Here is a 22,437-nt window from a genome sequence, read left to right on the forward strand (position 1 = left end):
ACCACAACATACGGATTAGAAACGGGAACTCAGTAGCTAAGACAGATTATCCACAGGTTTGAGTTATCCACATTCCGATTTCATGTTAAATATAATGTCTGCATCGAGTACTTATTTTTCAACATTACCGGTCCAGGCGGTCATCCCGCCCACCATATTTCTAATTTTGTTATATCCCATGCTGCTCAAAAATTCACAAACTTTACCACTTCTACCTCCACTGCGACAAACGAAGATAGTTTCTGTATTTGGATCTATTTCCTTGAGACGATCTGGAATTTCCGAAAGACGGATATGTTTAGCGCCAGGAATTTTACCAGTCGCTACTTCCTCTTGTTCACGGACATCGATAATGTTAAGTTTTTCACCGGCCTCAAGTCTTTCTTTTACTTGTTGCGGGAATATATCCACGACTTTTGCCATTTTTATCACCCCGTTATATTTTACCCCATATAGTGATTGATAATTTAATAAAAAGCTTTTTTATTTGACTCCTTTAAGAAATGTTCCATCCTACCCTGTTACCCCGGCTTAGATAAAACACGAGCAAGCAATATATAATTAATCTAATCCATGACGTTTTCTCCCCTTTTTACTATCATCTCCCAAATACCATACGCGGTATATACATTACGGGGTATATTGTGATACACAGAAGTCCTTTTGTCAACACGGTACTTTTGCATTTTTTTCTTTAACGTTTCTTAACAAATCCTCCTTATACTTAAAACAAAGTAGAGGTGGTCTTCTATGCATACAATTAAATTTGGGGTTTAGCTTGGGCGAATTATTTTTTCCTTTTTTCAAACGGATTCAATTCCTTTGTGGCATGGATTTTCGTTTGTTCAGATTTCACTTATCCTCTCTGCCGTTTCTGCCATTGCTGGCGACTGGATAAGATCGATTAAAAAAAGATCTGCAATATCCTGCAAAGAAGAAAGCAAAAAGGAGGAATGAAACCTTGGCCAATGTGTCTCTTATCTTTTCCTTTACAGCCGGCCTATTTTCGTTTTTTTCGCCATGCATCTTTCCCTTGATCCCAGCCTATGTAGCCCATCTGACGGGAGAGTATCTGAAAGAAGGCCGCATCGATGTCCAAAAGAAAGTGCTGATGATCCGCTCCATGAGCTTTATTCTCGGATTTAGCGTTGTCTTCGTTCTAATGGGAGCATCAGCAAGTATGATTGGCCAGATTTTTCGGGATAACAGAGACTTGATTGAAAAAATCAGTGGGATTTTAATTATTGTTTTTGGTTTACAGATGGCGAACATTTTACAGCTTCGTTTTTTAATGTTCGAAAAGCGCTGGGAAACAAAAGAGGCAAAACAAAAAACGATCGGAAGCTCCTTCCTGCTGGGCCTTGCATTTGGTTCAGGATGGACACCTTGTGTGGGGCTGGCTTTATCTTCGATCCTTTTGCTGGCCGGTTCATCTGAAACGATGTATAATGGGGTGTTGATGCTCTGGATCTATTCACTCGGACTCGGCATTCCTTTTCTGGTTATCTCCCTGGCTATTACCTATTCGATGAAAGCCGTCAAAAAGCTGAATCGATTACTCCCCACTCTTTCCCTCCTTAATGGGTGGGTTTTAATCGGAATGGGAATCCTCCTCTTTACTGGCCAAATACAGAAAATTAGCGCCTGGCTTTCAGCGCTTACTTATTAGAAAGGGTGAACTCGATGAAAAAATATATAGCGATTGTTCTTTTGCTTGGCTTGATCGGTTGGGGGATTTATGATCAGGCCAATAAACGCCGGCATCAGGAAGCCAATAATACAACTCAAAACGCAACGGCAGCAGCAAAAATCGGAATTGAACAAGGTAATGCAGCTCCTGATTTTACATTGAAAACCCTTCAGGGAGAAACGAAAAAACTTTCAGATTTTCGCGGAAAAAAAGTGATCTTAAATATGTGGGCAACCTGGTGTCCACCGTGCCGGGCCGAAATACCCGATATGGAAAAGTTCTATAAGGCAAACAAGGATAAAGGAGTGGTCATTCTCGGGGTTAACTTGACCCAGTCCGAAAAAGACAAAAAAACCATACCTGAATTTATCAAGATGTTCGGCATTACCTACCCTGTTTTGCTTGATGAAGATGGCAAGGTCGCATCAACGTATCAAGCCGACGCGATCCCGACAAGTTACATAATCGATACCAAAGGCGTGATTCAGCAGAAAGTGACCGGTCCGATGAGCTATGACAACATGGTCCAGATGGTTTCGTCCCTTCACTAATCAACAAATCAATAAGGAGGAACCATGAATACGAAAGGAAAAACCATACTAATTGTTGAAGATGATGCAAAAATAAGGCAACTTATTCATATTTACCTGGACAAAGCAGGGTATGACGTATGCGAAGCAGCGGATGGTGTTGAAGGTCAGGAGAGTTTTCGACAATACGACCCTTGTTTTGTTATTATCGATCTTATGCTGCCTCGCCTAAGCGGAGAAAGTCTCTGCTGCTGGATTCGAAACGAAATGAAAAGCGATGTTCCAATTATCATGGTTACTGCTAAGGTTAGTGAAGAAGACCGGATTAAGGGGCTGCAAATGGGGGCGGATGATTACATAATCAAGCCGTTTAGTCCGCAGGAATTAGTGGTCCGGGTCGAGACGGTTCTACGGAGGACCGTTCACCGCTGCAGCAAGATCAGCTACCGCGGGTTAACGATAAAGCCGATGCGTGGAGAAGTGCACTATAATGGGACAGTCATTCCACTGACCCACAATGAGTTTTGTATTCTTTACTTCCTCATGCGCCATCCTAATCAAATTCTGACCAGAGAACAGATCCTTGAAGAAATCGATCCCCTTATGGAGAAGGTTTCAAGCAAACGGTCGATCGATGTCCATGTAGGGAATGTGAGAGCTAAGCTTGGGAAAGCAGCAAGCAGCACCTCGTTTATCGAAACAATTCGTGGAATGGGGTATCGGTTTGCTGCATTTTAAAATTCCCTTTCTCAAAAGCCTTAGTTTGAAACTAACTCTACTTAACAGCCTCTTGGTGGGTATCGTCATTGTTTTTACGGGGGTGTCCGTCAAAGACTTTGCTTGTCTGCTTGTTAATTCATTTCAGCTTGTTGGAACAGAAAAAAATCATTTTTTTAATGAAACGATGCAGTTTTATTTGATTCGAGCCAGCCTTTTATCCCTAATTATCGCAGCCATCCTTCACTTTTACTTTATTTGGAGATTACTGGTCCCTCTAAAACGACTCACGGCTTCTATGCGGATGATGGCAGACGGCCATTACCCCGAAGCGCTGCGTGTAACATCTGATGACGAAATTGGGCAGCTTACAAAAGACTTTAATCACCTTATCAGGCAGCTTAAAAATAAAGATAATCAACGTAAAACAATGATGGCAGAAATCGCCCATGACCTGCGTACCCCTCTGACCAATTTGAATGGCTATCTTGAGGCACTAAGCAGCGAGGTTATTACCGGAACAAAAGAGATGTATCACTCTCTTCATGAAGAATCGCTTCATCTTATCCGCCTTGTCGAGCAAATTCATCAGCTCCATACGTGGGAAGTTCATCAGGAAGACCCCGCCCCTTATTCTTCGTTTGAAATCAAAGATCTAATTGAAATGGTTGCCAAGTCGTTTAGCCTCCAAGCAGAAAAAAAGAACATTGAGATTGCAACCGATCTGCAGCAAGCAAAGGTAGCCGGCAGTGAAGATGGGATCAAACAGGTGCTATCTAACCTGCTCAGCAATGCAATACAGTACAATACAAGCGATTGGATTAAAGTGGAGGGAGTTCAGGAAGATAGATACTACCGCCTAGTTATAACAAACGAGAGTTACCCGATTCCAGAGCAAAAGGCAAGTAAACTTTTTGAACGTTTTTACCGGGTCGATGAATCACGCAATCGGCTGTTAGGCGGTAGCGGGTTAGGGCTTACTATTGTAAAAGAAATTATTAGTCAGCATAAAGGATCTGTCGGCTATTATTCCACCGGCTCCATCCATTCGTTTTGGTTTAGCATTCCTCTATTACAAAATGAACAGGAGAGAACTTATGAACAATCAAGTAGCTAAAATTATGTTATTTACACTAAGTGCCTGCCCTACCGGCAGAAGCATGGGAACCGTACTAAAGGAAGCAAAAACCTATCTTCCCGACCTCGCGTTCGAAACGATTTATACAGATATCGAACCGGAAATAACGAATTATTATCGTATTAAAACCAACCCAACGACTTTATTTATAAATTTGCAGGGGCATGAATTATATCGCTTTGATGGCTTCAAAGAAACAGCTGAAGTGGTTCAAACAACGCAGCGAATTGAGCAAAATGAACTTCAGACAGACACCCTGTATGAGAAAAACCAAGCTTCTCAAGAAAAATATACACTCTACCTCTTACAAGGCGATGTGCTGTCTCCGGTGTATATCGAATTTACCAATCCAACGTCTGTCAAGGCGCCTCGTATTACTGCTATTACCTTATTGCTTAAAACGCAAAAGGAAGGCTACGAAAACGTATTTCCACTCAACACCGTCTTGGACAGCCTTACCTTTGAGGGTAATACAGCAAACGTGTATATAAAACTAGAGCAGGATGTTAAAGAAGCTCAAAAGAAGACAATGACGAAAGCATTAGAAAAAACACTTTCTTATTTTAAAATTGAAAAAGTAAATCTCCATATAAATTATAATGTAGAGTAGTTGGGAATACGCTTAAGAATAAGCGGTGCTTTTATCGTCTATTCTTCATAGATCATTTTACGGGTCATCCCACCGTCAATGATGAGGTTCGCTCCGGTAATAAAGTCATTGTATTCATCCGTCAGGAAAAGGCACGCTCTGGCAATGTCGTCCGGTTTTCCAACGCGGCCTGCCGGGTGCTGCTCGTGGTCCATATCACGAAGCTGGTTATAATCTCCTGTTTCTATCCATCCAGGGCTAATGCAATTCACTCGAATGCGGTCAGGTCCGAAAGAAATGGCCATGGCGTGCGTGAGGGCAGCAATCCCGCCTTTTGACGCCGCGTATGCTTCCGTGTTCTGCTCGGACATGAATGCACGGGTTGAAGCTATATTAACAATGCTTCCACCCCCAGTTCTTTTCATAATTTTGGCTGCTTCCCTTGAACAGAGGAACGTTCCGCGCAAATTGATATGGATAATTTCCTCCCATTCTTCGACCGTTATTTCATACGGAGACTTCCAGCGGGAAACCCCTGCGTTATTAATCAGAACGTCCAACCGCCCGTATTTCTCATCAACATGGCGCATGAGTTTTACAATGTCTTCCGGGCTGCGTACATCCGTCGGGCGAAACAAAGCTTCACCGCCTGCTTCCCGTATAAATCGGGCCGTGTCCTGTCCGGCCTCCTCATTTCTTTCCGCGACGACTACATTCGCCCCATTGGCTCCATAGTGGAGAGCCACTGCCCGGCCGATTCCACTTCCTGCTCCGGTTACCATAACTATTTTGTTTGTCCAGTTCATTTTATTGCCCCCTTTATCCTCTTGTAACCATATTTCTCCTTACATTTTACTAAAAAAATAGGAAAACTTTGATTAGACGTTTCTAATACATACTCAACATATATTAAATCGATGTATGCCCCATCGTTGTATACACAACGATCAATCGCCATTATTTTATTAAACAATCGTTTAACAAAGCAAGAAAGCGTAAACTGTCCGTGTTCGAACAAAAAGGGAACCCTGTCCTAAAATTCGAGGGTCTGTGAATGGAACGGTCCGTTTTATTTTTTGCGAGGTTTTCCCTTGCGGGGACGCATACCCGGATGTTTCGGGTGTGCCTACTTATGAATCTCCCGTACAACATGGGCGATTTCAGGGAGAATTAATTTGTTCATCGCAAGCCGTACGGCGCCCGATGAACCCGGCATAGAAAACAACGCTCTGTCACGATAAACACCGGCAATCGCCCGGCTTAACATCGCTGCCGGGCCGATATCTTCCGTATAGCTCAGCATGCGGAAGATTTCTCCGAACCCCGGCAGTTGTTTATCAAGCAGCGATTCCACTACCTCATATGTAACGTCACGCCTCGCAATTCCCGTACCGCCATTTAAAAGAATGGCCTGGACAGCCGGATCGCCGGCCCCTTCTTCAATGGCCCGGGAGATTGGCTCCCGTTCATCTTTCACAATGGTATACCGGATGACAGAATGCCCTGCTTCCGTAAGCAGTTCGCGAATAAGCTGCCCGCTTTTGTCCGTTTCCGCATTTCTCGTATCGCTAACCGTGATAATCATAACAGCGATATTTTTGGGCGCTTCTTTTTTATGCTCGATAACTGACATGTAGCCACCTTTTTTCCTTTTACTTAACATAATGATGTTACGGTAAAATATGAATTGGGAAACTATTAATTGTAAGTTGTAAATAAAAACCTGGGCACGTTAATGCCAACAGCATCAAACTGCTCATTGATTACTCAGCTTTTCCTAATTCATTGGCCACCTGGATGGCCCGGTTAAAAAAAGCTTCAATCTCTTCGCGCGTTTTTCCCTGGCGGCTGACAAACCGGATCAGTTCTTTCCCGTTATGAAAAGCAACAAAACTAGGGATGCCAAAGATGTTCAGTTCCTCAGACAGCTCAGGAAATTTATCTCGATTGACACTAATCAGCGTAAGCTTATTTTTATACGCCTCTTCAACGTCCGGCATAAACGGGTCGATGCGGTGGCAGTCCGGGCACCAATCCGCGTAAAATTTGGCAATCACAAGGTCATCCGTCTTGATAGCTTCGGTAAAAGCTTCCTGTGCAGATATTTCTCTCATGGGAAATCCTCCTTCACCACTCATTAGATTAATATTGTAGCAAGCGGATGTCTAATCCGCAAACTCTTCTCATACCTATTATACTACGCACGAAGAACGGGAGGAGAAGGTTTATGTCGAACCTGTTTGTCAAGCGTTCACTCGATGAAGTGAGATTCTGGAGCCGCACGATAAAAGAGCATGCCTTTTTTCTGCGTCTCGGGTTTACCGTTGACCAGGTAAAATTGGTTCAGGAAGTGGATCGCTATTATTATTTGTTTCAGAAATTTGAAGACCGGACGGAGCAACTGAATGACCGGTGCAAACCAGAGTTAATGATTCGCACGAACATGGAAGTTTATCACACAACCTCACAAATGTGGGAATTTAATAGAGAAATCTTAGGGCTTATCCTGTCCGGCAAAATCATCTGCCATACGTACCCGCTTGTCATTGACCATTTCAGCCGGGAAGCTGCTTATTTTATGAACCGGTTAGAACAGCTGAACAAGGGAACATTTGCCCCTTTACCGGATGCCATCATTAATGAAAATATTTTTTTCCTTCGCCTTATGGCTGACCATGCCAAATTCATCAGCCACCTGCTCGATCCGTCGGAACGCGATTTAGTCATCCAGGCAGGAGAATTTAGCTACCAATTTGACCAACTTTTATATCAGACCGTCGATCTCGAATCGATGCGGCCGCATTCACAAAATGTTCCGATGCTTGTACAGCTACTCGATGAAAACAAATCCTATGTGGTCACCTTCCGTAACTTTAAAAAAGATTTACGAGAAGCGATTACGTCACGCAAAATTCGCAGCATTATCCATCCGATGTTGGCGGATCACATGTATCGGGAGTCGGAGCATTTTCTTTACGTTCTCGATCATTTCAAACATTCCCTGCTCAATAGCGACGAAAGTGAAATCATCGAAGAGTCATCGTCTTCTTCACAGTAAATCATGCGATAAACAAAACTCCCTCTACTGCCAATATAATACGGCTGACCCCCTCATCTCGGTGGGATGCCAGCCGTGTTTTTTTTTATAAATGAGATTTTATCCGCTGACCCACAGTGTCACCATGTCTGTAACCGTAATACTCGTATTCGCTTCAGGACTTTGTCTAATAACCGTTCCTTTCGCGCGGAACGAGCTTTCCAAAAAGTATTGATAGCGGATCCCCTGCTTATCGAGTTCGTTCTGCGCCTCTTCCAGCGTCATTCCCGTTACATCGGGTACCGTTTTGCTCAATGGCTGCCCTGCCTGTGCAGGCGCATTAGCCCCCTGTTTTTCCGGTATTTTCGATTGCGCCGCGCGATTTTGGAAAATAATGAAGCCTCCAATACAAAGGAATGCAAGCAAAGTCAAGATCAGGCGCGAACGTTTTTTTTCAGGCAACGCCCACCAGCGGCGCCTGTTTCCTTCGATCGATGTTCTTTCAGTGTTGATGCCCTCTTTAATCAGCTTCCGGGACACCGGCTGGCTGTTTTCCACCTGTGTTTTTTTTATATATTGATAGAGGGACGTTAAATCCTGCTTCGTCTTTCTCAAATAGCTTTCGAAATCAGATTGCACTCTCTTGTCTGCCCGCTTCCAGATGGCAGACAATGACTTGCGCAGTACAAACGGATCGCCCGGGTATGAAAGAGAAATCTCTTCGATCATATGGGGAATAGGCAGGTCGAGTTCCACCCGTCCGAATACAAGTTCGTGCATCAGTCTGAATAAAGCGTTTATCTCGTTTCCAGATTCGCTGTATCTGTCCCATGTATTAATAAGCTTAAGCTGTCCCGCCTGAGTCAGCCAAAAATTATCGGAAGAAAGGGCTATTCCACGCACATTGTTCTGCGTTAGCTGAAGCAGAATCGTTACCACCTGAAGTATAATTCCCAGCGCTTCCTTCAAGGAGAATCTGCGTTCAGCAACGACCTGTCCCAGCAGAACACCCCGAACATATTCCAGGACAACATACTGCTCATCATTTGTCCTGCCGCTGTCCATAATCTGCAGGACAGAGGTGGAATGAATAAACGGCTTCTTCTCCTGCTCCTTCCATACATAAAGCAAAACATCGCGTTTCAAGATGTCATCGTGCCCTTTTAAAAGCCTGCCTGCCTCATTTTCAGCGAGAAGCGTATCCGGAACATACCGTTCATACAAACCTTTTTTCAACATTTCTTTATCGAACCCCTTTTGACATCTTTCATTTCCCCGGGATTAAAAAGCTTACCTGTTGTTGCTTATAATAAAATATTTACGGATGTTTTCCAAATTTCCATAGACAAGGATAATATCTCCTGGCAACAACATCGTGCTGCCGGTCGGATTTTTGATAACATGGTCATTACGTTTAATATTGAGAATTTTTACATCCTCATTCGCCAGCCGCAACTGCTTTAGAGGCTGATTAATTAAACGGACGTGCGATTCGGTTAAGCGGAATTCTCTCATCACATAATCACTGTCGACATGAAACACTTCCTCTACCGATTTATGGTGCACATAATATTTATCAAACCGCGAACCGACGTTGCGTGAGAGAAAGAGTTTGACCACCGGGCTCCGCATAAACAGCAGCGCGACTACAAGAATAACCATCCCAATGCCCAGATCAGAAATATGAATCACATTGCTGACAAAGAAACTGATCACAAAAGACAGGATGACCGCAAAAGAAATCGTGCCGAAGATGATAAGAAAGGAAGCAATTTTACGCCTGACGGGATGATTGATCACCATTTCCGATTCCGATGTCGTATACCCGGTGCCAGTCAGCAGAGAAATCGCCTGAAATTTCGCCACCTCACGTCGCAGACCCGTCGCCTCCAGCAACATGGTGGAAATCTCAATAATCAAGACAATAATAATTAAATAGATGAAAAAAAAGACCACATTCAACGAGAACTTCCCCCTGTCCTTTCTATGTAAAAGCTATATGTCCGCTGAAGACGAGACATGCATAGTAACAACATACGGGACAGTATTAGCCTACCATTTCAGATAAAAAAATAAAACCCGTTGCCGGGTACCAAAAATCTGCCATTGCTTGGCAGCTATATTTATCTTATAGCTGTTTGAAGACCGGTCATAAATCAACCGTCTTCTGAAAATCCCGTACATTATACGTGAGCATGACGGCCGGGGAGTTCACCTGTCCTGCGGAAAGTCTCCGCCAGTTCATCAATCTCTTTTTTCAATTCGGCCACAAGTTCGGCTTCCGGTATTTTACGGACAATTTCCCCGTGCTTAAACAGCAACCCTTCGCCACGCGCTCCGGCAATCCCGATATCGGCTTCTCGCGCCTCTCCGGGGCCGTTGACGGCACAACCGAGAACGGCCACTTTAATCGGCGCTTTCACTTTCGCAATGTAATCTTCAATTTCGTTGGCTACGGAAATGAGGTCAATTTCAATGCGGCCGCATGTCGGGCAGGAAATAAGCGTGGCTGCATCGGATGATAGCCCAAACGTCTTGAGCAGTTCGCGGCACACTTTAATTTCCTCCACCGGATCGGCGCTGAGGGAAATCCGGATCGTCGAACCAATTCCCTGGGCAAGCAGCGCCCCAAGCCCGGCCGCGCTTTTTACCGTACCGGAGAACAGCGTCCCTGCCTCTGTAATTCCCAGATGAAGAGGATAGTTAAACGCCTCGGCGGCTTTTTGATAAGCTTCAATCGCCAGCGGCACATTCGACGCTTTCAGCGAAACGATAATATCGTGAAAATCGAGTTCTTCCAGAATTCTGATGTGATGGATGGCGCTTTCCACCATGGCGTCGGCTGTGGGGTAGCCGTATTTTTCGAGCAGGTGCTTTTCAAGCGATCCCGCATTCACTCCGATCCGAATCGGAACACCATTGGCTTTGCAAGCCTGAACGACCTCCTCCACCTTTTCCCTGCGGCCGATGTTGCCTGGATTAATGCGCACTTTATCAATACCATTCTCGATGGCTTTCAACGCCAGTTTATAATCAAAATGAATATCGGACACAAGCGGAATGGAAATTTGTTTTTTAATGTCTTTAATGGCTTCCGCTGCTTCCATATTGTTTACGGTTACGCGTACGATCTGGCAACCGGCTTCTTCCAGCCGGTGAATTTGCTCAACGGTCGATTTCACATCCGCCGTTTTTGTGGTCGTCATGCTCTGGACAATGACCTGATTGTTTCCCCCGATGGTAAGATTGCCCACCTTAACCGGTCTGGTCTGTGTGCGATGATACATGGCATGTTCTCCTTTATAGAACAGTTTAAATTCCTCTCGCTCTATATCTTACCACAAAATTACGGCAGGAAGAAAACAACCGTTATACCAGTCGTTCCGGGTTCAGCGCATCAGCCAGCTCCTGCTCTGAAATTCCGCCCTGTTCCCTGGCCACCTCGGCAATCGATTTATTCGTGCGGTGCGCCTCTTTTGCTATGGCTGCGGCTTTTTCATAGCCGATCAGGGGATTGAGCGATGTAGCCAGCGCAAGGCTGCGCTCCATTAATTCACGGCAGCGGCCTTCATCCGCTGTAATTCCGCGAATATTCCTCTCATCCATCGTACGCATACCGTTAGCAAGAATCTGTATTGATTGCAAAAGGTTGTGGGCAATAACGGGCATCATCACGTTAATTTCAAGCTGGCTGCCGAGCCCGGCGATAGTGATCGTTTCGCTATTTCCAATCACCTGGGCACAGATCATATACATCATTTCAAGCATCACCGGATTAACCTTGCCAGGCATGATGGAAGAACCGGGTTGAACGGCAGGAAGAACAATTTCTGCCAGGCCCGTGCGCGGCCCGGAACTTAACAGGCGCAAATCGCTTGTGATTTTAATAAGATGGATGGCGACCTCTTTTAACGCTTCACTGACGCGAATCGCGGCTTGCGTATTCTGCATAAACATAAAACGATGAGTGGCAGGCTTGAATTCGCGGCCTGTCCGTTCCGCTATGTAGCGTATCGCCCGCTGCGCGTATTCCGGGTGCGCGTTAATACCGGTTCCGACAGCATTGCCGCCAAGGCCGATTTCAAGCAAGCTTTCGCGGGTCCGCAACAAGTGATTATATTTTTCCCGCAAGGTAGCGGCATAGCCGCCGAATTCCTGGCCGAGCCTCATCGGAACAGCATCTTGAAGATGGGTACGTCCTGATTTAATAATCCCGTGGAATTCTTCCGCTTTTTTCTCAAACGTCTGACATAACTGTTCAAAATTTGGCATGAGGAGTTCATCCAGCAGTTCGGCTGCGGCAATGTTAATCGCGACGTGAATCGTATCGTTCGTCGATTGTGCCATATTCACATGGTCATTCGGATGGACCAGGCTGTAGTCACCTTTTTCCTTGCCCAATATTTCGACAGCCCTCGTGGCGATAACCTCGTTCGCATTCATATTCTGCGATGTTCCTGCTCCGGCCTGAAAGGCGTCCACCACAAATTCGCCGTTTAGTTTTCCTTCGATCACTTCATCAGCAGCCTGCATAATGGCTTGGCCTACTTCCTCTGAAAGTTGACCCAGTTCCATATTTGCTTTGGCGGCTGCCCATTTGATAATTCCCTGCGCCCGGATAAATGCAGGTGGAAGGTGCAGCCCGCTAATCGGAAAATTTTCGACCGCACGCTGCGTCTGTGCGCCATAATAGGCATCTTTCGGCACTTTTACTTCACCTAACGTGTCGTGTGTAATTCGATAATCAGTCACGCTAAATTACCCTCCTTCGGTCCGGAGTCATTCGCTAAGCAGCTTGTTAACGTCAACCCCTCGCTCTTTTAAAATCTGTCGCAAAACCTGTTTGTGCTTCATTTCAAGATACGTATTCATCCCCAGAGTCAAAGCGGCAGATACTTCAATGTCATACAAAATGTCCTCCAGTTCATTCGTTGGCATACGATTATAGCGTGTGTATAAATCTTCGGTTTCAGACATTCTCCTACCCCTTTTCGTATTATTACTTCTATTGTAGTCATTTTTGTCCTCAATTGTGAGGGTTTTCATTTCTTTACAACCTCTCCCGTTTTTAAACCGGATTTCCACCCTTATTAAATTAACGAAATTTTCACAAGTATTATATAAGTATTATATAAGTAATCCGTATCGTGTGCTATAATCGTAGTGGAACAAGTAAGGCGAACTTAACATAGAAAGGGGTTATCCAAAATGACCAAGCGATTTTTTTGCGATGACTGTGGTGTCTATGTATATTACTGCACATGCCTTCACAAACCAGAGGAAACGGACGGCAATGTTTTTATCCCCTTAAGCGATGAGGCGTATAAAAAGTTAAATGAAGAAGAACTACACCATCTTATCCGGACGATGAGCCATGAGCACGATGCCTGCCTTTATATTCAACCCACAGGCGACGGCCATTATGCCGCTCATATGCGAGTGAACAGTCCGGTGTAACGTATCGTAAAGCATGGTTTAAAATAGAAATACGTTAAACAAGATAAAGACGATAAAAACGAGGATCATCTCCTCGTTTTTTATTTACTCCCTATAAGTTTCGTTTCTGCTTGCCTTACAGCAAGCCAATTTTTTTAGCTTCGAATTCCAATTCGTCCCTGAATTTCGGATGGGCAATGTTCAGCAATTCACGCGTGCGCTGTGAAATGCTCTTTCCCCGCAGGCAAGCAACGCCGTACTCCGTTACAATGTGGTCGACGTCATTTTTTGACGTTGTAACCGCGGAACCGAGGGTTAGCTGTGGACGAATTCGGGAAATGGTGCCGTCGTGTGCCGTAGAATGAAGGCAGATAAAACCTTTTCCGTTTTTAGCAAAACGGGCACCCCGAGCAAAGTCTGCTTGCCCCCCGGTCGAGCTATAGTACCTGCCGGCAACGGTCTCCGATGCGCATTGGCCAAGGAAATCCACTTCTGTCGTGGCATTAATCGAAATCATGTTGTCTTCCTGGCCGATAACGCGCGGGTCGTTCACATAATCAACCGGCATCATCTCTACGCCAGTGTTTTCAAACATAAAGTCGTACAGTTTTTTTGTTCCCAGAGCAAATGTTGAGACAATTTTTCCCGGATGAAGTTTTTTATCCACACCGTTGACAATACCTTTTTCTACAAGCTCAACGACACCGTCTGTGAGAAGCTCCGTATGAATGCCCAGATTTTTATGGTTATCTAAAAAGCCGATAATGGCGTTCGGAATGGCGCCAATACCCGTCTGCAGCGTAGCGCTGTCCGGAATGCGTTCGGCCACGTACATGGCAATCTGGCGGTCAATATCTGTGATGACAGGCGGGCTCTGCTCATGAAGCGGATAGTCTACTTCGATGTAACCGACAATCTGGCTGATATGCACCTGATTGGAGCCAAATGTGCGAGGCATGTTTGGGTTTACCTCCAGGAAGAACGGAACTTTGCCAATAAAAGAGGCAACATAATCCGCTTCCGTGCCAAGAGAAAAATAGCCATGCTCATCAATCGGTGAAGCACTCGCCAAAATCATTGACATTTTCGTCGTTTCCCGCAAGAGACGCGGCACTTCATGAAAATGGTTAGGTACTAGGTCACATTTCCCCGCCAAAAACGCTTTGCGTGAAGCACCACTTAAAAAATAGGCCACATGCCGCAAATGGTCGCCATATTCCCCCCAAATATAGCGGCGCTCTTTTAGCGCATGCATTTGATGAATGCGTACACTTTTAAAACGTGCGGCATTGGCTTCAATTGTGTCGAGTAAGACAACCGGCTCTCCGTTGGCCAGAGGGACGATTACGTCGTCGCCGTCATTAATAAAATTCAGTACATCTTCCGGTGATTTTTTCTTACTTGTACTTTCCTGCAGTATGTTCATTCTAAACCTCCACATTTGTGTTATCTGTCTTTATACCTTCTCCCAATGAAAGAAAATTGAAACCATTTAACGCTTTCATCATAAATGCCAGCTTTGTTAAATACAAGATATATTTTATGGCGAAAACGTTAAAAATCCACCCTTCATATGTGAAGGATGGATTTTTCTTCGATGGTAATACTATGCGTTTTGTTTCACTTTGGTAACTTCGGATTCAACGACTTCAATTTCGCCTAAACCCCGAATCATTTTTCGCGCGTATACTGTTTTCGGCTGAAGTACGTTCACCATATATTCAATAGCCGCTTCAGGATCCACCGTTTCACCGCATGTGTAGCAATCAAGTGCAGCAAAACCTTTCTCAGGGTACGTATGAATCGAAATATGGCTCTCTGACAGCAGAACCAGTACGGTAGCACCCTGCGGTTCAAACTGTTTGGATTGAACAGATAACACTGTTGCACCACATGCCTCTGCAGCTTCAACCATATGCTGCTGCAAAAATTCAGCATTGTTTAATTTTTCGAAATCTACACCCCAAGTATCAATCGCTACATGTCTTCCGAAAGTTGAATATTCCATTCTTTCGGCCCCCCCTCCTAGCAAATTTTGTATAAAAGATATCGCTAGGACCTACGTCATTCACTTTATTCAGAGGAGAAACTTCCTTGAGTGAATCCTGGTTCCTAATTTACATCACAAAAAAGAAAATATCATGTTTCGACAAAAGATGCAACCATTTTTTCATGTTTAAACTAGGAACGTTCTTTTTAATTGAACAGGGGATACGTTATATCGTAAACTTCTATGCTTCCAGAATAAAAAGTTGATGAGAGAGTTCAGTAAGCTGGCGGTCAATCTGTTCGGTTGATAACTGGAGTGAACGTCTGGTATTCCGCAGGTCAAGAAGTTGATCTGCATTCATGCGCAACCAGGAAATCTCGTCTTCCACAGCGCGAGCTTCAAACAGCCGCTGCAATTCGCCAAGCGTATCCTTCCATTCGTACACAATCGATTCCTGATGGTTTCTGCACTCTACGATCTTAATTACATTACCGTCACCATAATGATAAATCATCGTATATGTAGGATATATGCGATGAACAATGCCGGTGCCTTTGAATTTCTTTACAGCCATACGCATTTGATTAGCCAATTTCACGTCGGTAATGATGCATTCACCTTTGAATGTATACGTATTTCCGACCCGCTTAAATGGTAATGGAACCTGCTCTTCCTTATCGAACAGCACCACTTCTGTTTCCCCGTTCTCATATACCCGTATCTCCGTTTGGAATTCCGCCGCTTGAAATAAATGAACAAAAGATTGTAATTCCGCCGTGCTCAGCTTCAGGACAATGTTTTTGTATTCGGTGGCTACTCGTTGAGCCATACAAATCTCTCCCATAATTTTTTTACTGCTGTTTCTATTATAACGAAAATCCCTAACTCATATCCAATTGCTTATACCACAGAAAAACGGAGCTAGAGGTCGAATTTTAATTCTAAACAAGCAAAAGAGCGATTGATTCTTACCCTGTTACGTTATATTATAAAAAATTAAGTTTGTACCCGGAGAAAAAAAGCTGTTTTCTTCCTCCTGCTCCTATCATGCCATGCGTTGACAATTTCATCATCTATTCGCTATACTTGAAAACAAGTAAATATTTGGACTCTTCTTATCCAGAGAGGCTGAGGGACTGGCCCGATGACGCCCGGCAACCCCCCATACGTGGGAAGGTGCTAATTCCTGACGAATCCGCGATTCGTGCAGATAAGAAGAAGGAATTAGCGCATGCGCCCTTCTTCTTAGGAAGAAGGGCTTTTTGTTTACATATATAGCGATTACTATAGCCATTCAAAGGAGGATAACAATGAAGAAATACAGAGTTGCTTTACTTGGTTTGGGAACAGTCGGTTCAGGTGTCATACGCATCCTGCAGAGCCATAGTGAACGCATTACACAGCAGGCGAACGCCACCTTCGAAATCGCAGGAATTCTCGTGCGCAGACTCAACAAAAAGCGTTCCGTGTCCGTTGAGCCGTCACTTTTAACAACAGATTATCATGCGCTCCTTTCACAGGGCATAGATATTGTGATCGACGCGATGGGGGGAGTAGACCCCACTCTTTCGTATATTGAGCTGGCCATTAAAAACGGCTGCCACGTTATCTCCGCCAATAAAGAGCTGTTGGCATTGCACGGACCGCACTTACACACGCTTGCCGAACATTACAACGTTTCATTGTTATACGAAGCAAGCGTAGGCGGTGGTATTCCAATTCTCAATACGCTCAATCACCTGCTCAAAGCGAATCGGATTACCCGCGTGCATGGAATTCTGAACGGAACCACCAATTATATTCTGACAAAAATGGAGGAAGAAAATCTTCCCTACGAAGCGGTTCTGCAGCAAGCACAACAGTTTGGATTCGCAGAAGCAGACCCCACTTCCGATGTGGAGGGATTCGATGCGTTAAACAAAATTACGATTATCTCACACCTGTGTTTCGGATCTGAAGGAACGAAGGAACACGTATACCATGAAGGAATTACAAAAGTGACGAGTGAAGAAATTGCCCTCTATAAAAAAATAGGCTACCGCCTTAAGCTCATTGCAATGGCAGAACGGACAGTTTCCGGAAGCCGCCACCAGGTGCGGCCGGTCCTCTTGCCACATACACACTCTCTTGCAGGCGTCAAAAATGAATACAATGGAATTTTTGTGAATGGTGATATTGTAGGCGATTTATTTTTTACCGGAAAAGGAGCCGGATCGCTGCCAACAGGAAGCGCAATTGTGGAAGATATGATTAACGCCGTACAGGGGCTTCGTTTTACGGCTCACCCGTTTGAACCGGCACTTCCGGAAAAGGAGTCTGACACGGATTCCAGCGCGGACGCTATCGCTGTGGTGTTTGCGATTGACCAGGAAACCTACTCGCTGGCTAAAACGCGTTTGCTGTCTTTTCTGTCAACAGAAGCGGGCTATCTTCATTCTGTGGACGCTGTCCATACCGGCAGTAAAACGCACGTGGGCGCCATCCTTACATCAGGCCAGTTAGACAAAATCGAAGCGTATGCCGAGCAACTCGGAGCTTCACTGACCATCCGCCCAGTGCTCGATGAATCGCTGCCGCAAAAAGCAGTGTCCGCCAACGCACTGACTGTCTAAGCTGTATCCTTTCTTTTCATTAAATAAGAGCGGAATGCCTGCGGTAGCGCGTTAAAGAACTATAGAAAAAACCCACCGTTTTAGCGGTGGGTTTTTCGCATGGTTACCAACTTTGATTCGGTTTGTCGGTTTTCGTTTAATGGAACCACGCCAGTGCCTTATCGATAAGCTGCTTTAAAAACGTTAAAATCTGCTGCACAAGCGACTTGGCTTCCGGATTATTGTTTAAGAAATCCTGAATCTGGCCTTTATAACTCGAAACCTGGTCTAACACCTTATTCCAGTCAATGTTTAAATTTTGAATTTTTCTCAGGATGCTGACAAGTGAATCCACTTCCTGGTTCGTTAAATTCAACCCCATCTGAGAAGCGACATTGTTGATAATCGTGCGCAGCTGGTCATCGGATAGCTTCGACGTCTGTTTAGCAAGTTCCGCCTTAAGCCGTGTCAGGAGTTCTGCCGCTTTCTCTTTGTCGCCAATTTGCTGGCCAATTTGAGCCGTTGTTACCATTTCTTCATTCGCTACCCGCTTCCGGTTTTCATCAAGCCTCTGGCCGGTTGCCGTTTCGAAAGCTTTCATCACCCCGGTTAACGCCGCCGTACCTGATACCTGAAACGGGGCATCTACCTTGACGTTTGCATCTTTTACACCCGCGGTAGCCAACGCATTCTCATACATCGCCTTGCTTACCCATGTAATATTATTCGTTTCCACATGAATTCCCGAGCCGGGGCTGGAAAGCTGAATCATCGCCGATGAAATCGCCCGGGACCCGATTACGCTCTTGCTTAACAATCCATCCAAATACTTATGTTCCTCTTCATTCGTCACCGTTATAATTTTTGCGTTTGGCGCCTTAAAGCCGCCAAGTATCTGCTCTCTTTGTACCGGCTTCAAATCATTCCCCAATGTGATAACGATGGAGTCTCCCGTTGTAGCGTCCGCATAAACGGCACCCGTCATGGACAGAAGCATCATGATCACGATCAGCAATAACTTTCGCACTAACATTTCTCCTCTCCAAAATCAACCAAGATTGTTTCCACCCGATTATATCACAGGACGGATGGCTTGACCTCCTGCTTAAGGCGGGTTATCTCCAGCAAGAACCTGGTGGGAAACAGCTGTCTCCTTCGATTGAAAAACATGCTCCTTATCCAGAAAAATAAAAAGAGCTCCCTTTCCCCGTACATTATTCTATTATTATTTGTGAATGTAATTAGAGATTTCTATTAAATTAATAAACGGAAAATTTTTATTGTTTTTCAGTTATCATCAAAATCAAATGAATACGGGTCTTATTATAAAATAAACAGACGTTTTTTTCGGAAAACGTCTGCCAGAATCAACCTGTTGCAAATGCAGCGCATTATAACTAAAATTCTCCCTATATCTTCATTTTAATGCCTCTTACATTAACTGCTGTTTGAGTTGTTCCACATCGGTTACAGGTGCATGGCACGAAAAATTCTCACATACATAAACGGTAACTTTTCCGTCCTGCATCGTTTTGTCCGCTAATATAGGTGCCAGTTCAGCAACCTCCGCGCGTTTGTCTTCTGTGACCAGACTTACCACACTGTTCGGCAGGAATTCAGCTTGTATGACCTTTATCATTTCCTGCGCTGCCTCCACATTTGGTGCAGTAACTACAATTTCTTTTGAAGGGCCAAACGCGAATTGAACCGCCATTAAGAAATGACTGTGTGCTCCCGGGTAGTGGGAAACTTCGCCGGCGAACGCCTCGATTTGCTGGTCCGCAAGCTTCTGTAAATCCTCTCGTCCGGTCAGCCGGGATAAGCGAAGTAAGTTAACGGCGGACACCGAATTGCCGGATGGCATCGCTCCATCGTAAATCTCTTTTGGACGCATTAACAGCTCTTCCGAATCATTGCCATAGAAATAAAAGCCGCCAGCTTCCCTGTCCCAGAACAGCTCAAATTGTTGCTCCTGCAGGTCAAGCGCATACCATAAATATTTTTCTTCAAATGTTGCCTGGTATAGTTCAATCAGCCCCCAAATGAGGAAGGCATAATCATCGACATAGGCGGGAAATGCGGCGTGTCCATCGCGGTACCGGGCTAAAAGTCTGCCCGTTTCATTCGTTAATTGCTCGCGAATAAAAGCCACTGCTTCGGCCGCTTTTTTCGCATAATCCGGCTCGTTTAACACAACCGCTCCACGGGACAGCGCGGCGATCATCAAGCCGTTCCAGGCCGTTAAAATTTTATCGTCCTTGCCCGGGTGAACGCGTTTTTCGCGCACCTCAAACAGTTTCTTCCGGCACGCTTCCACAAAACCCCTGTCTTTCCCGGCAAACGGCGAGTTGATAAGATTGGGAATGCTTGTATGCTCTTCAAAATTGCCTTCCTCCGTGATGTCGTACAGGTCACAGAACCGTTCTCCGTCCTCCCGGCCAAGGATATCGATAATCTCCTCGGGCCGCCAAACGTAAAATTTCCCCTCTTCCCCTTCGGAGTCGGCATCCTCAGCCGAGTAGAAACCGCCTTCCTTATCGGTCATGTCACGCAGGACATATGTAAAAATTTGCCCCGCTGCCTCGACATAGCTCTCTTCGCCTGTTGCTTGGTACGTATCAAGATAAATCAGAGCGAGCAGCGCATTATCATACAACATTTTTTCAAAATGGGGCACAAGCCATTGACGATCGACAGAATAACGGGCAAAACCAAAACCAATATGGTCATAGATCCCCCCCTGGTTCATATGGCTAAGCGTTGTTTTAACCATCTCAAGCGCATGCTTCTCTCCGGTAAGCTTCCAGTGTCGCAAGAGAAAGCTTAAATTATGGGGAGAGGGAAACTTGGGAGCATTGCCGAATCCGCCGTATACGCTGTCAAATGAACTTTTAAACTGCTCATACGCCTGAGATAATATCTCCCGGGAAATTTCGCCGCTCCCGCCTCTTGTAAGGCCGGTCTGTTCTTTAATGGCTTCGGTGATTTGTTTTCCCGTCTGCATAACCCGGTCACGGTCTTCATACCATTTATCGTTGATTTGCCGGAGAAGATCCATCATTCCCGGCCGGCCGTACCGGCTTTCTTTTGGAAAATACGTCCCGGCGAAGAATGGCTCCTTTTCGGGGGTCATAATAATCGTCAGCGGCCATCCGCCTTGCCCGGTCATCGCCTGGCAAACCGTCATATAAATACTGTCGATATCCGGGCGTTCTTCCCGGTCCACTTTTATGGCTACATAATGTTCATTGAGAAGTGCGGCCACTTCTTCGTCTTCAAACGATTCGCGCTCCATCACGTGACACCAATGACATGTTGACATACGTAAAATCCTTTCTATATTTTAGCCCGAAGGCTAGGAATAGCCGATGGACAGGAATACCGGCTTGCTCTCCCTTGCCGCTTTGGAGAAGGCTTCTTCTCCCCACGGGAACCAATCGACAGGATTGTACGCATGCTGCAAAAGGTAAGGAGATTTTTCGTTTATCAAGCGGTTCGCTTTCCGATCCCGGTTATCAAGGAATTCTTTCATCAGGAAACACCCTTTCGTGGATAATTTAGGTAAACTCAAGCTACCTTCATTATACCCTTTGGTTCAAAGGGAAATCCATTTAAGTGGAACTTCCTAATGGTGTCGTCCTGAAGCCATTGTGAAAACGTCGGCTCAACCAGCCGATTAGCTGATTCTTTCTACGCGCTTGGAGTCTGTCCGACAGTTTGAGTTTTTTGAAGGTCCTTACCCGCGGTCAACTCTTACATTCACCAATTTTTTGTAATTTGCTACACCTATTAATATGATTTCAGATTGAACAACCTCAATTTTCACCCGTTTTCTTTGTCTTACGCAACGTTTTTCCGTTTTCCGTTTTCGGGCAGACTTCTCCCGTTTATACAAAGTGGATGGTTTGGGATATTTGGCCGAATGAAGCTTTCTATGATCGCACTCATAAATCCATTCAGTTGCTTTGTCGGCGTTATGATCATGAACGGTTTGCTTGAGGGTCAGGATTTTTCCGGCAGGGCAAACGTAACCTTGGCTTTATCCGCTGCTTTAATGTTGTCTGCACTGAAGTTGCCAGCATCTGCGCTGGCCTTCTTTGGCATCCTTCCTGTGTTTGCTTCTACGGAACCCTGAAATTGTTGTTGGTCACTGCTACTGTTGCTCATTTGAAGCCCTATGATGATGCCGTGGTCGGAGTCCACAGCGATTTGCGGATTGTATCCTTGAATCACGCCTTGAGTCTTCGTTTCCATGATGCGGGACTCGGAATCCGTAAAGTTGATCAGATCTTTTGCTGCCGTCTTCGATTCAGCTTCGGGCTTGCGTTTTTCCAGTTCCTTTAGGGACTCTTGGATTTTCTTCCGTCTCCTTTGCCGATCCTGTACTTCGATGTTTGTCGATTTTGCAATGCCTTCCGTTTCTAAAATTATTCAGATTCATTTCGGTCTCATGCCCATTGGGGCAAGTAACCTTCATCGATGTTTTTCCATTTATATAGAGGAATCCAGAACCCCGTAGCCTTCCTTGGCAAATATACGTTGTACTTCCTCCAAGGTGTACTTCTTCCTTCTGGAACAAACGCTGCACCTGCGGCCGGATGCAAAATTGCTCATATTCGTTGTCCACTCATGACCATGGGGACATCGTACGTTCAAATTGCTCTTCGCATTTCTATATTCCGTCGATAATAGCGTATAGCCTTCTCTTTCAAATCTGCA

Annotated in this window: 22 protein-coding genes, 1 pseudogene and 1 riboswitch; of the genes and pseudogenes, 8 read left to right on the top strand and 15 right to left on the bottom strand. The window is 45.0% G+C overall.

Features of this window, described 5'->3' with window-relative positions; translation table 11 throughout:
• Positions 1–111: 111 nt before the first annotated feature.
• Positions 112–423 carry a rhodanese-like domain-containing protein gene (locus H525_RS0103045; protein ID WP_027414979.1) on the bottom strand — a complete coding sequence of 104 codons (312 nt, stop codon included), beginning with the start codon at positions 421–423 and terminating at the stop codon, positions 112–114.
• Positions 424–970: 547 nt separating this feature from the next.
• On the opposite strand from H525_RS0103045, the gene H525_RS0103055 reads away from it, so the two are divergent.
• The 5 genes from H525_RS0103055 to H525_RS0103075 are packed head-to-tail and all read left to right on the top strand — an operon-like array spanning position 971 to position 4,685.
• Entirely contained in the window at positions 971–1,669 is a 699-nt protein-coding gene (locus tag H525_RS0103055) for a cytochrome c biogenesis protein CcdA (protein WP_035099822.1), read from the top strand.
• Positions 1,670–1,683: 14 nt separating this feature from the next.
• Positions 1,684–2,241, top strand: a complete 558-nt coding sequence (locus tag H525_RS0103060; RefSeq protein ID WP_027414981.1) for a TlpA disulfide reductase family protein — start codon at positions 1,684–1,686, stop codon at positions 2,239–2,241.
• Between the two features lie 24 nt (positions 2,242–2,265).
• Positions 2,266–2,958 (top strand): response regulator transcription factor, encoded by a 693-nt coding sequence (locus H525_RS0103065; RefSeq protein WP_027414982.1) that lies wholly within the window; start codon positions 2,266–2,268, stop codon positions 2,956–2,958.
• A 55-nt stretch (positions 2,959–3,013) separates the two neighbouring features.
• Positions 3,014–4,054 carry a sensor histidine kinase gene (locus H525_RS0103070; protein WP_425387642.1) on the top strand — a complete coding sequence of 347 codons (1,041 nt, stop codon included), beginning with the start codon at positions 3,014–3,016 and terminating at the stop codon, positions 4,052–4,054.
• A complete protein-coding gene (locus tag H525_RS0103075) occupies positions 4,035–4,685 on the top strand; it encodes a thioredoxin family protein (RefSeq protein WP_027414984.1) in 651 nt (216 codons plus the stop codon). The genes H525_RS0103070 and H525_RS0103075 overlap by 20 nt, the downstream gene beginning before the upstream one ends.
• A 38-nt stretch (positions 4,686–4,723) precedes the next feature.
• Here the strand turns inward: H525_RS0103075 and H525_RS0103080 are convergent, their stop codons facing one another.
• The 3 genes from H525_RS0103080 to H525_RS0103095 all read right to left on the bottom strand — a co-directional run bounded on the left by H525_RS0103080 (position 4,724) and on the right by H525_RS0103095 (position 6,778).
• A complete protein-coding gene (locus H525_RS0103080; RefSeq protein ID WP_027414985.1) occupies positions 4,724–5,470 on the bottom strand; it encodes an SDR family NAD(P)-dependent oxidoreductase in 747 nt (248 codons plus the stop codon).
• 320 nt (positions 5,471–5,790) lie between these two features.
• Positions 5,791–6,297 (bottom strand): MogA/MoaB family molybdenum cofactor biosynthesis protein, encoded by a 507-nt coding sequence (locus tag H525_RS0103090; protein WP_027414987.1) that lies wholly within the window; start codon positions 6,295–6,297, stop codon positions 5,791–5,793.
• Positions 6,298–6,427: 130 nt separating this feature from the next.
• On the bottom strand, positions 6,428–6,778 hold the full coding sequence (locus H525_RS0103095) for a thioredoxin family protein (RefSeq protein ID WP_027414988.1): 351 nt from the start codon (positions 6,776–6,778) through the stop codon (positions 6,428–6,430).
• A gap of 113 nt (positions 6,779–6,891) precedes the next feature.
• Here H525_RS0103095 and H525_RS0103100 point away from each other — a divergent pair, with 113 nt between their 5' ends.
• On the top strand, positions 6,892–7,722 hold the full coding sequence (locus H525_RS0103100) for a DUF2935 domain-containing protein (protein WP_035099790.1): 831 nt from the start codon (positions 6,892–6,894) through the stop codon (positions 7,720–7,722).
• 99 nt (positions 7,723–7,821) lie between these two features.
• On the opposite strand, the gene H525_RS0103105 is transcribed toward H525_RS0103100, so the two are convergent.
• From H525_RS0103105 to H525_RS0103125, 5 genes are all read right to left on the bottom strand, one after another.
• Positions 7,822–8,940: a Stk1 family PASTA domain-containing Ser/Thr kinase gene (locus H525_RS0103105; RefSeq protein ID WP_027414990.1), complete on the bottom strand. Its 1,119-nt coding sequence runs from the start codon at positions 8,938–8,940 to the stop codon at positions 7,822–7,824.
• Positions 8,941–8,991: 51 nt separating this feature from the next.
• Positions 8,992–9,657, bottom strand: a complete 666-nt coding sequence (locus H525_RS0103110) for a TrkA C-terminal domain-containing protein (protein ID WP_245590388.1) — start codon at positions 9,655–9,657, stop codon at positions 8,992–8,994.
• 227 nt (positions 9,658–9,884) lie between these two features.
• Positions 9,885–10,988 (bottom strand): flavodoxin-dependent (E)-4-hydroxy-3-methylbut-2-enyl-diphosphate synthase, encoded by a 1,104-nt coding sequence (gene ispG / locus H525_RS0103115; protein WP_027414992.1) that lies wholly within the window; start codon positions 10,986–10,988, stop codon positions 9,885–9,887.
• An 82-nt stretch (positions 10,989–11,070) separates the two neighbouring features.
• Positions 11,071–12,453, bottom strand: coding sequence for a class II fumarate hydratase (locus H525_RS0103120; protein ID WP_027414993.1), 1,383 nt, complete (start codon positions 12,451–12,453; stop codon positions 11,071–11,073).
• A 27-nt stretch (positions 12,454–12,480) separates the two neighbouring features.
• Positions 12,481–12,678 carry a hypothetical protein gene (locus tag H525_RS0103125; RefSeq protein ID WP_027414994.1) on the bottom strand — a complete coding sequence of 66 codons (198 nt, stop codon included), beginning with the start codon at positions 12,676–12,678 and terminating at the stop codon, positions 12,481–12,483.
• A 231-nt stretch (positions 12,679–12,909) separates the two neighbouring features.
• On the opposite strand from H525_RS0103125, the gene H525_RS0103130 reads away from it, so the two are divergent.
• On the top strand, positions 12,910–13,158 hold the full coding sequence (locus H525_RS0103130) for a hypothetical protein (RefSeq protein WP_027414995.1): 249 nt from the start codon (positions 12,910–12,912) through the stop codon (positions 13,156–13,158).
• Between the two features lie 115 nt (positions 13,159–13,273).
• Here H525_RS0103130 and H525_RS0103135 read toward each other — a convergent pair whose 3' ends face one another.
• The 3 genes from H525_RS0103135 to H525_RS0103145 all read right to left on the bottom strand — a co-directional run bounded on the left by H525_RS0103135 (position 13,274) and on the right by H525_RS0103145 (position 15,956).
• Entirely contained in the window at positions 13,274–14,563 is a 1,290-nt protein-coding gene (locus H525_RS0103135; protein ID WP_035099794.1) for an acetyl-CoA hydrolase/transferase family protein, read from the bottom strand.
• A gap of 180 nt (positions 14,564–14,743) precedes the next feature.
• On the bottom strand, positions 14,744–15,145 hold the full coding sequence (speD, locus tag H525_RS0103140) for an adenosylmethionine decarboxylase (RefSeq protein ID WP_027414997.1): 402 nt from the start codon (positions 15,143–15,145) through the stop codon (positions 14,744–14,746).
• A 223-nt stretch (positions 15,146–15,368) separates the two neighbouring features.
• Entirely contained in the window at positions 15,369–15,956 is a 588-nt protein-coding gene (locus H525_RS0103145) for a hypothetical protein (RefSeq protein WP_027414998.1), read from the bottom strand.
• A 283-nt stretch (positions 15,957–16,239) separates the two neighbouring features.
• Positions 16,240–16,344, top strand: a riboswitch (SAM riboswitch).
• 93 nt (positions 16,345–16,437) lie between these two features.
• Between H525_RS0103145 and H525_RS22600 the strand changes: the two genes are divergently transcribed.
• A complete protein-coding gene (locus tag H525_RS22600) occupies positions 16,438–17,739 on the top strand; it encodes a homoserine dehydrogenase (RefSeq protein WP_051330764.1) in 1,302 nt (433 codons plus the stop codon).
• 136 nt (positions 17,740–17,875) lie between these two features.
• Here the strand turns inward: H525_RS22600 and H525_RS0103155 are convergent, their stop codons facing one another.
• The 3 genes and pseudogenes from H525_RS0103155 to H525_RS0103165 form a co-directional block, all read right to left on the bottom strand.
• Positions 17,876–18,745 (bottom strand): DUF1002 domain-containing protein, encoded by an 870-nt coding sequence (locus H525_RS0103155; RefSeq protein WP_211236960.1) that lies wholly within the window; start codon positions 18,743–18,745, stop codon positions 17,876–17,878.
• A gap of 405 nt (positions 18,746–19,150) precedes the next feature.
• Positions 19,151–21,250: pseudogene (locus H525_RS22605) on the bottom strand (thioredoxin domain-containing protein).
• Between the two features lie 470 nt (positions 21,251–21,720).
• Positions 21,721–21,972: a transposase gene (locus H525_RS0103165; RefSeq protein ID WP_027415000.1), complete on the bottom strand. Its 252-nt coding sequence runs from the start codon at positions 21,970–21,972 to the stop codon at positions 21,721–21,723.
• Between the last annotated feature and the right edge of the window lie 465 nt (positions 21,973–22,437).

It is taken from the genome of Aneurinibacillus terranovensis DSM 18919 (assembly GCF_000430625.1).
Taxonomy (GTDB): Bacteria; Bacillota; Bacilli; order Aneurinibacillales; family Aneurinibacillaceae; genus Aneurinibacillus_B; species Aneurinibacillus_B terranovensis.

Bases quoted from the DNA above. Each gene is read 5' to 3' on its own strand.
- H525_RS0103045 (WP_027414979.1), bottom strand. From the start codon at position 423: ATGGCAAAAGTCGTGGATATATTCCCGCAACAAGTAAAAGAAAGACTT.
- H525_RS0103060 (WP_027414981.1), top strand. From the start codon at position 1,684: ATGAAAAAATATATAGCGATTGTTCTTTTGCTTGGCTTGATCGGTTGG.
- H525_RS0103065 (WP_027414982.1), top strand. From the start codon at position 2,266: ATGAATACGAAAGGAAAAACCATACTAATTGTTGAAGATGATGCAAAA.
- H525_RS0103075 (WP_027414984.1), top strand. From the start codon at position 4,035: ATGAACAATCAAGTAGCTAAAATTATGTTATTTACACTAAGTGCCTGC.
- H525_RS0103080 (WP_027414985.1), bottom strand. From the start codon at position 5,470: ATGAACTGGACAAACAAAATAGTTATGGTAACCGGAGCAGGAAGTGGA.
- H525_RS0103090 (WP_027414987.1), bottom strand. From the start codon at position 6,297: ATGTCAGTTATCGAGCATAAAAAAGAAGCGCCCAAAAATATCGCTGTT.
- H525_RS0103095 (WP_027414988.1), bottom strand. From the start codon at position 6,778: ATGAGAGAAATATCTGCACAGGAAGCTTTTACCGAAGCTATCAAGACG.
- H525_RS0103100 (WP_035099790.1), top strand. From the start codon at position 6,892: ATGTCGAACCTGTTTGTCAAGCGTTCACTCGATGAAGTGAGATTCTGG.
- H525_RS0103105 (WP_027414990.1), bottom strand. From the start codon at position 8,940: ATGTTGAAAAAAGGTTTGTATGAACGGTATGTTCCGGATACGCTTCTC.
- ispG (WP_027414992.1), bottom strand. From the start codon at position 10,988: ATGTATCATCGCACACAGACCAGACCGGTTAAGGTGGGCAATCTTACC.
- H525_RS0103125 (WP_027414994.1), bottom strand. From the start codon at position 12,678: ATGTCTGAAACCGAAGATTTATACACACGCTATAATCGTATGCCAACG.
- H525_RS0103130 (WP_027414995.1), top strand. From the start codon at position 12,910: ATGACCAAGCGATTTTTTTGCGATGACTGTGGTGTCTATGTATATTAC.
- H525_RS0103135 (WP_035099794.1), bottom strand. From the start codon at position 14,563: ATGAACATACTGCAGGAAAGTACAAGTAAGAAAAAATCACCGGAAGAT.
- speD (WP_027414997.1), bottom strand. From the start codon at position 15,145: ATGGAATATTCAACTTTCGGAAGACATGTAGCGATTGATACTTGGGGT.
- H525_RS0103145 (WP_027414998.1), bottom strand. From the start codon at position 15,956: ATGGCTCAACGAGTAGCCACCGAATACAAAAACATTGTCCTGAAGCTG.
- H525_RS22600 (WP_051330764.1), top strand. From the start codon at position 16,438: ATGAAGAAATACAGAGTTGCTTTACTTGGTTTGGGAACAGTCGGTTCA.
- H525_RS0103165 (WP_027415000.1), bottom strand. From the start codon at position 21,972: ATGGAAACGAAGACTCAAGGCGTGATTCAAGGATACAATCCGCAAATC.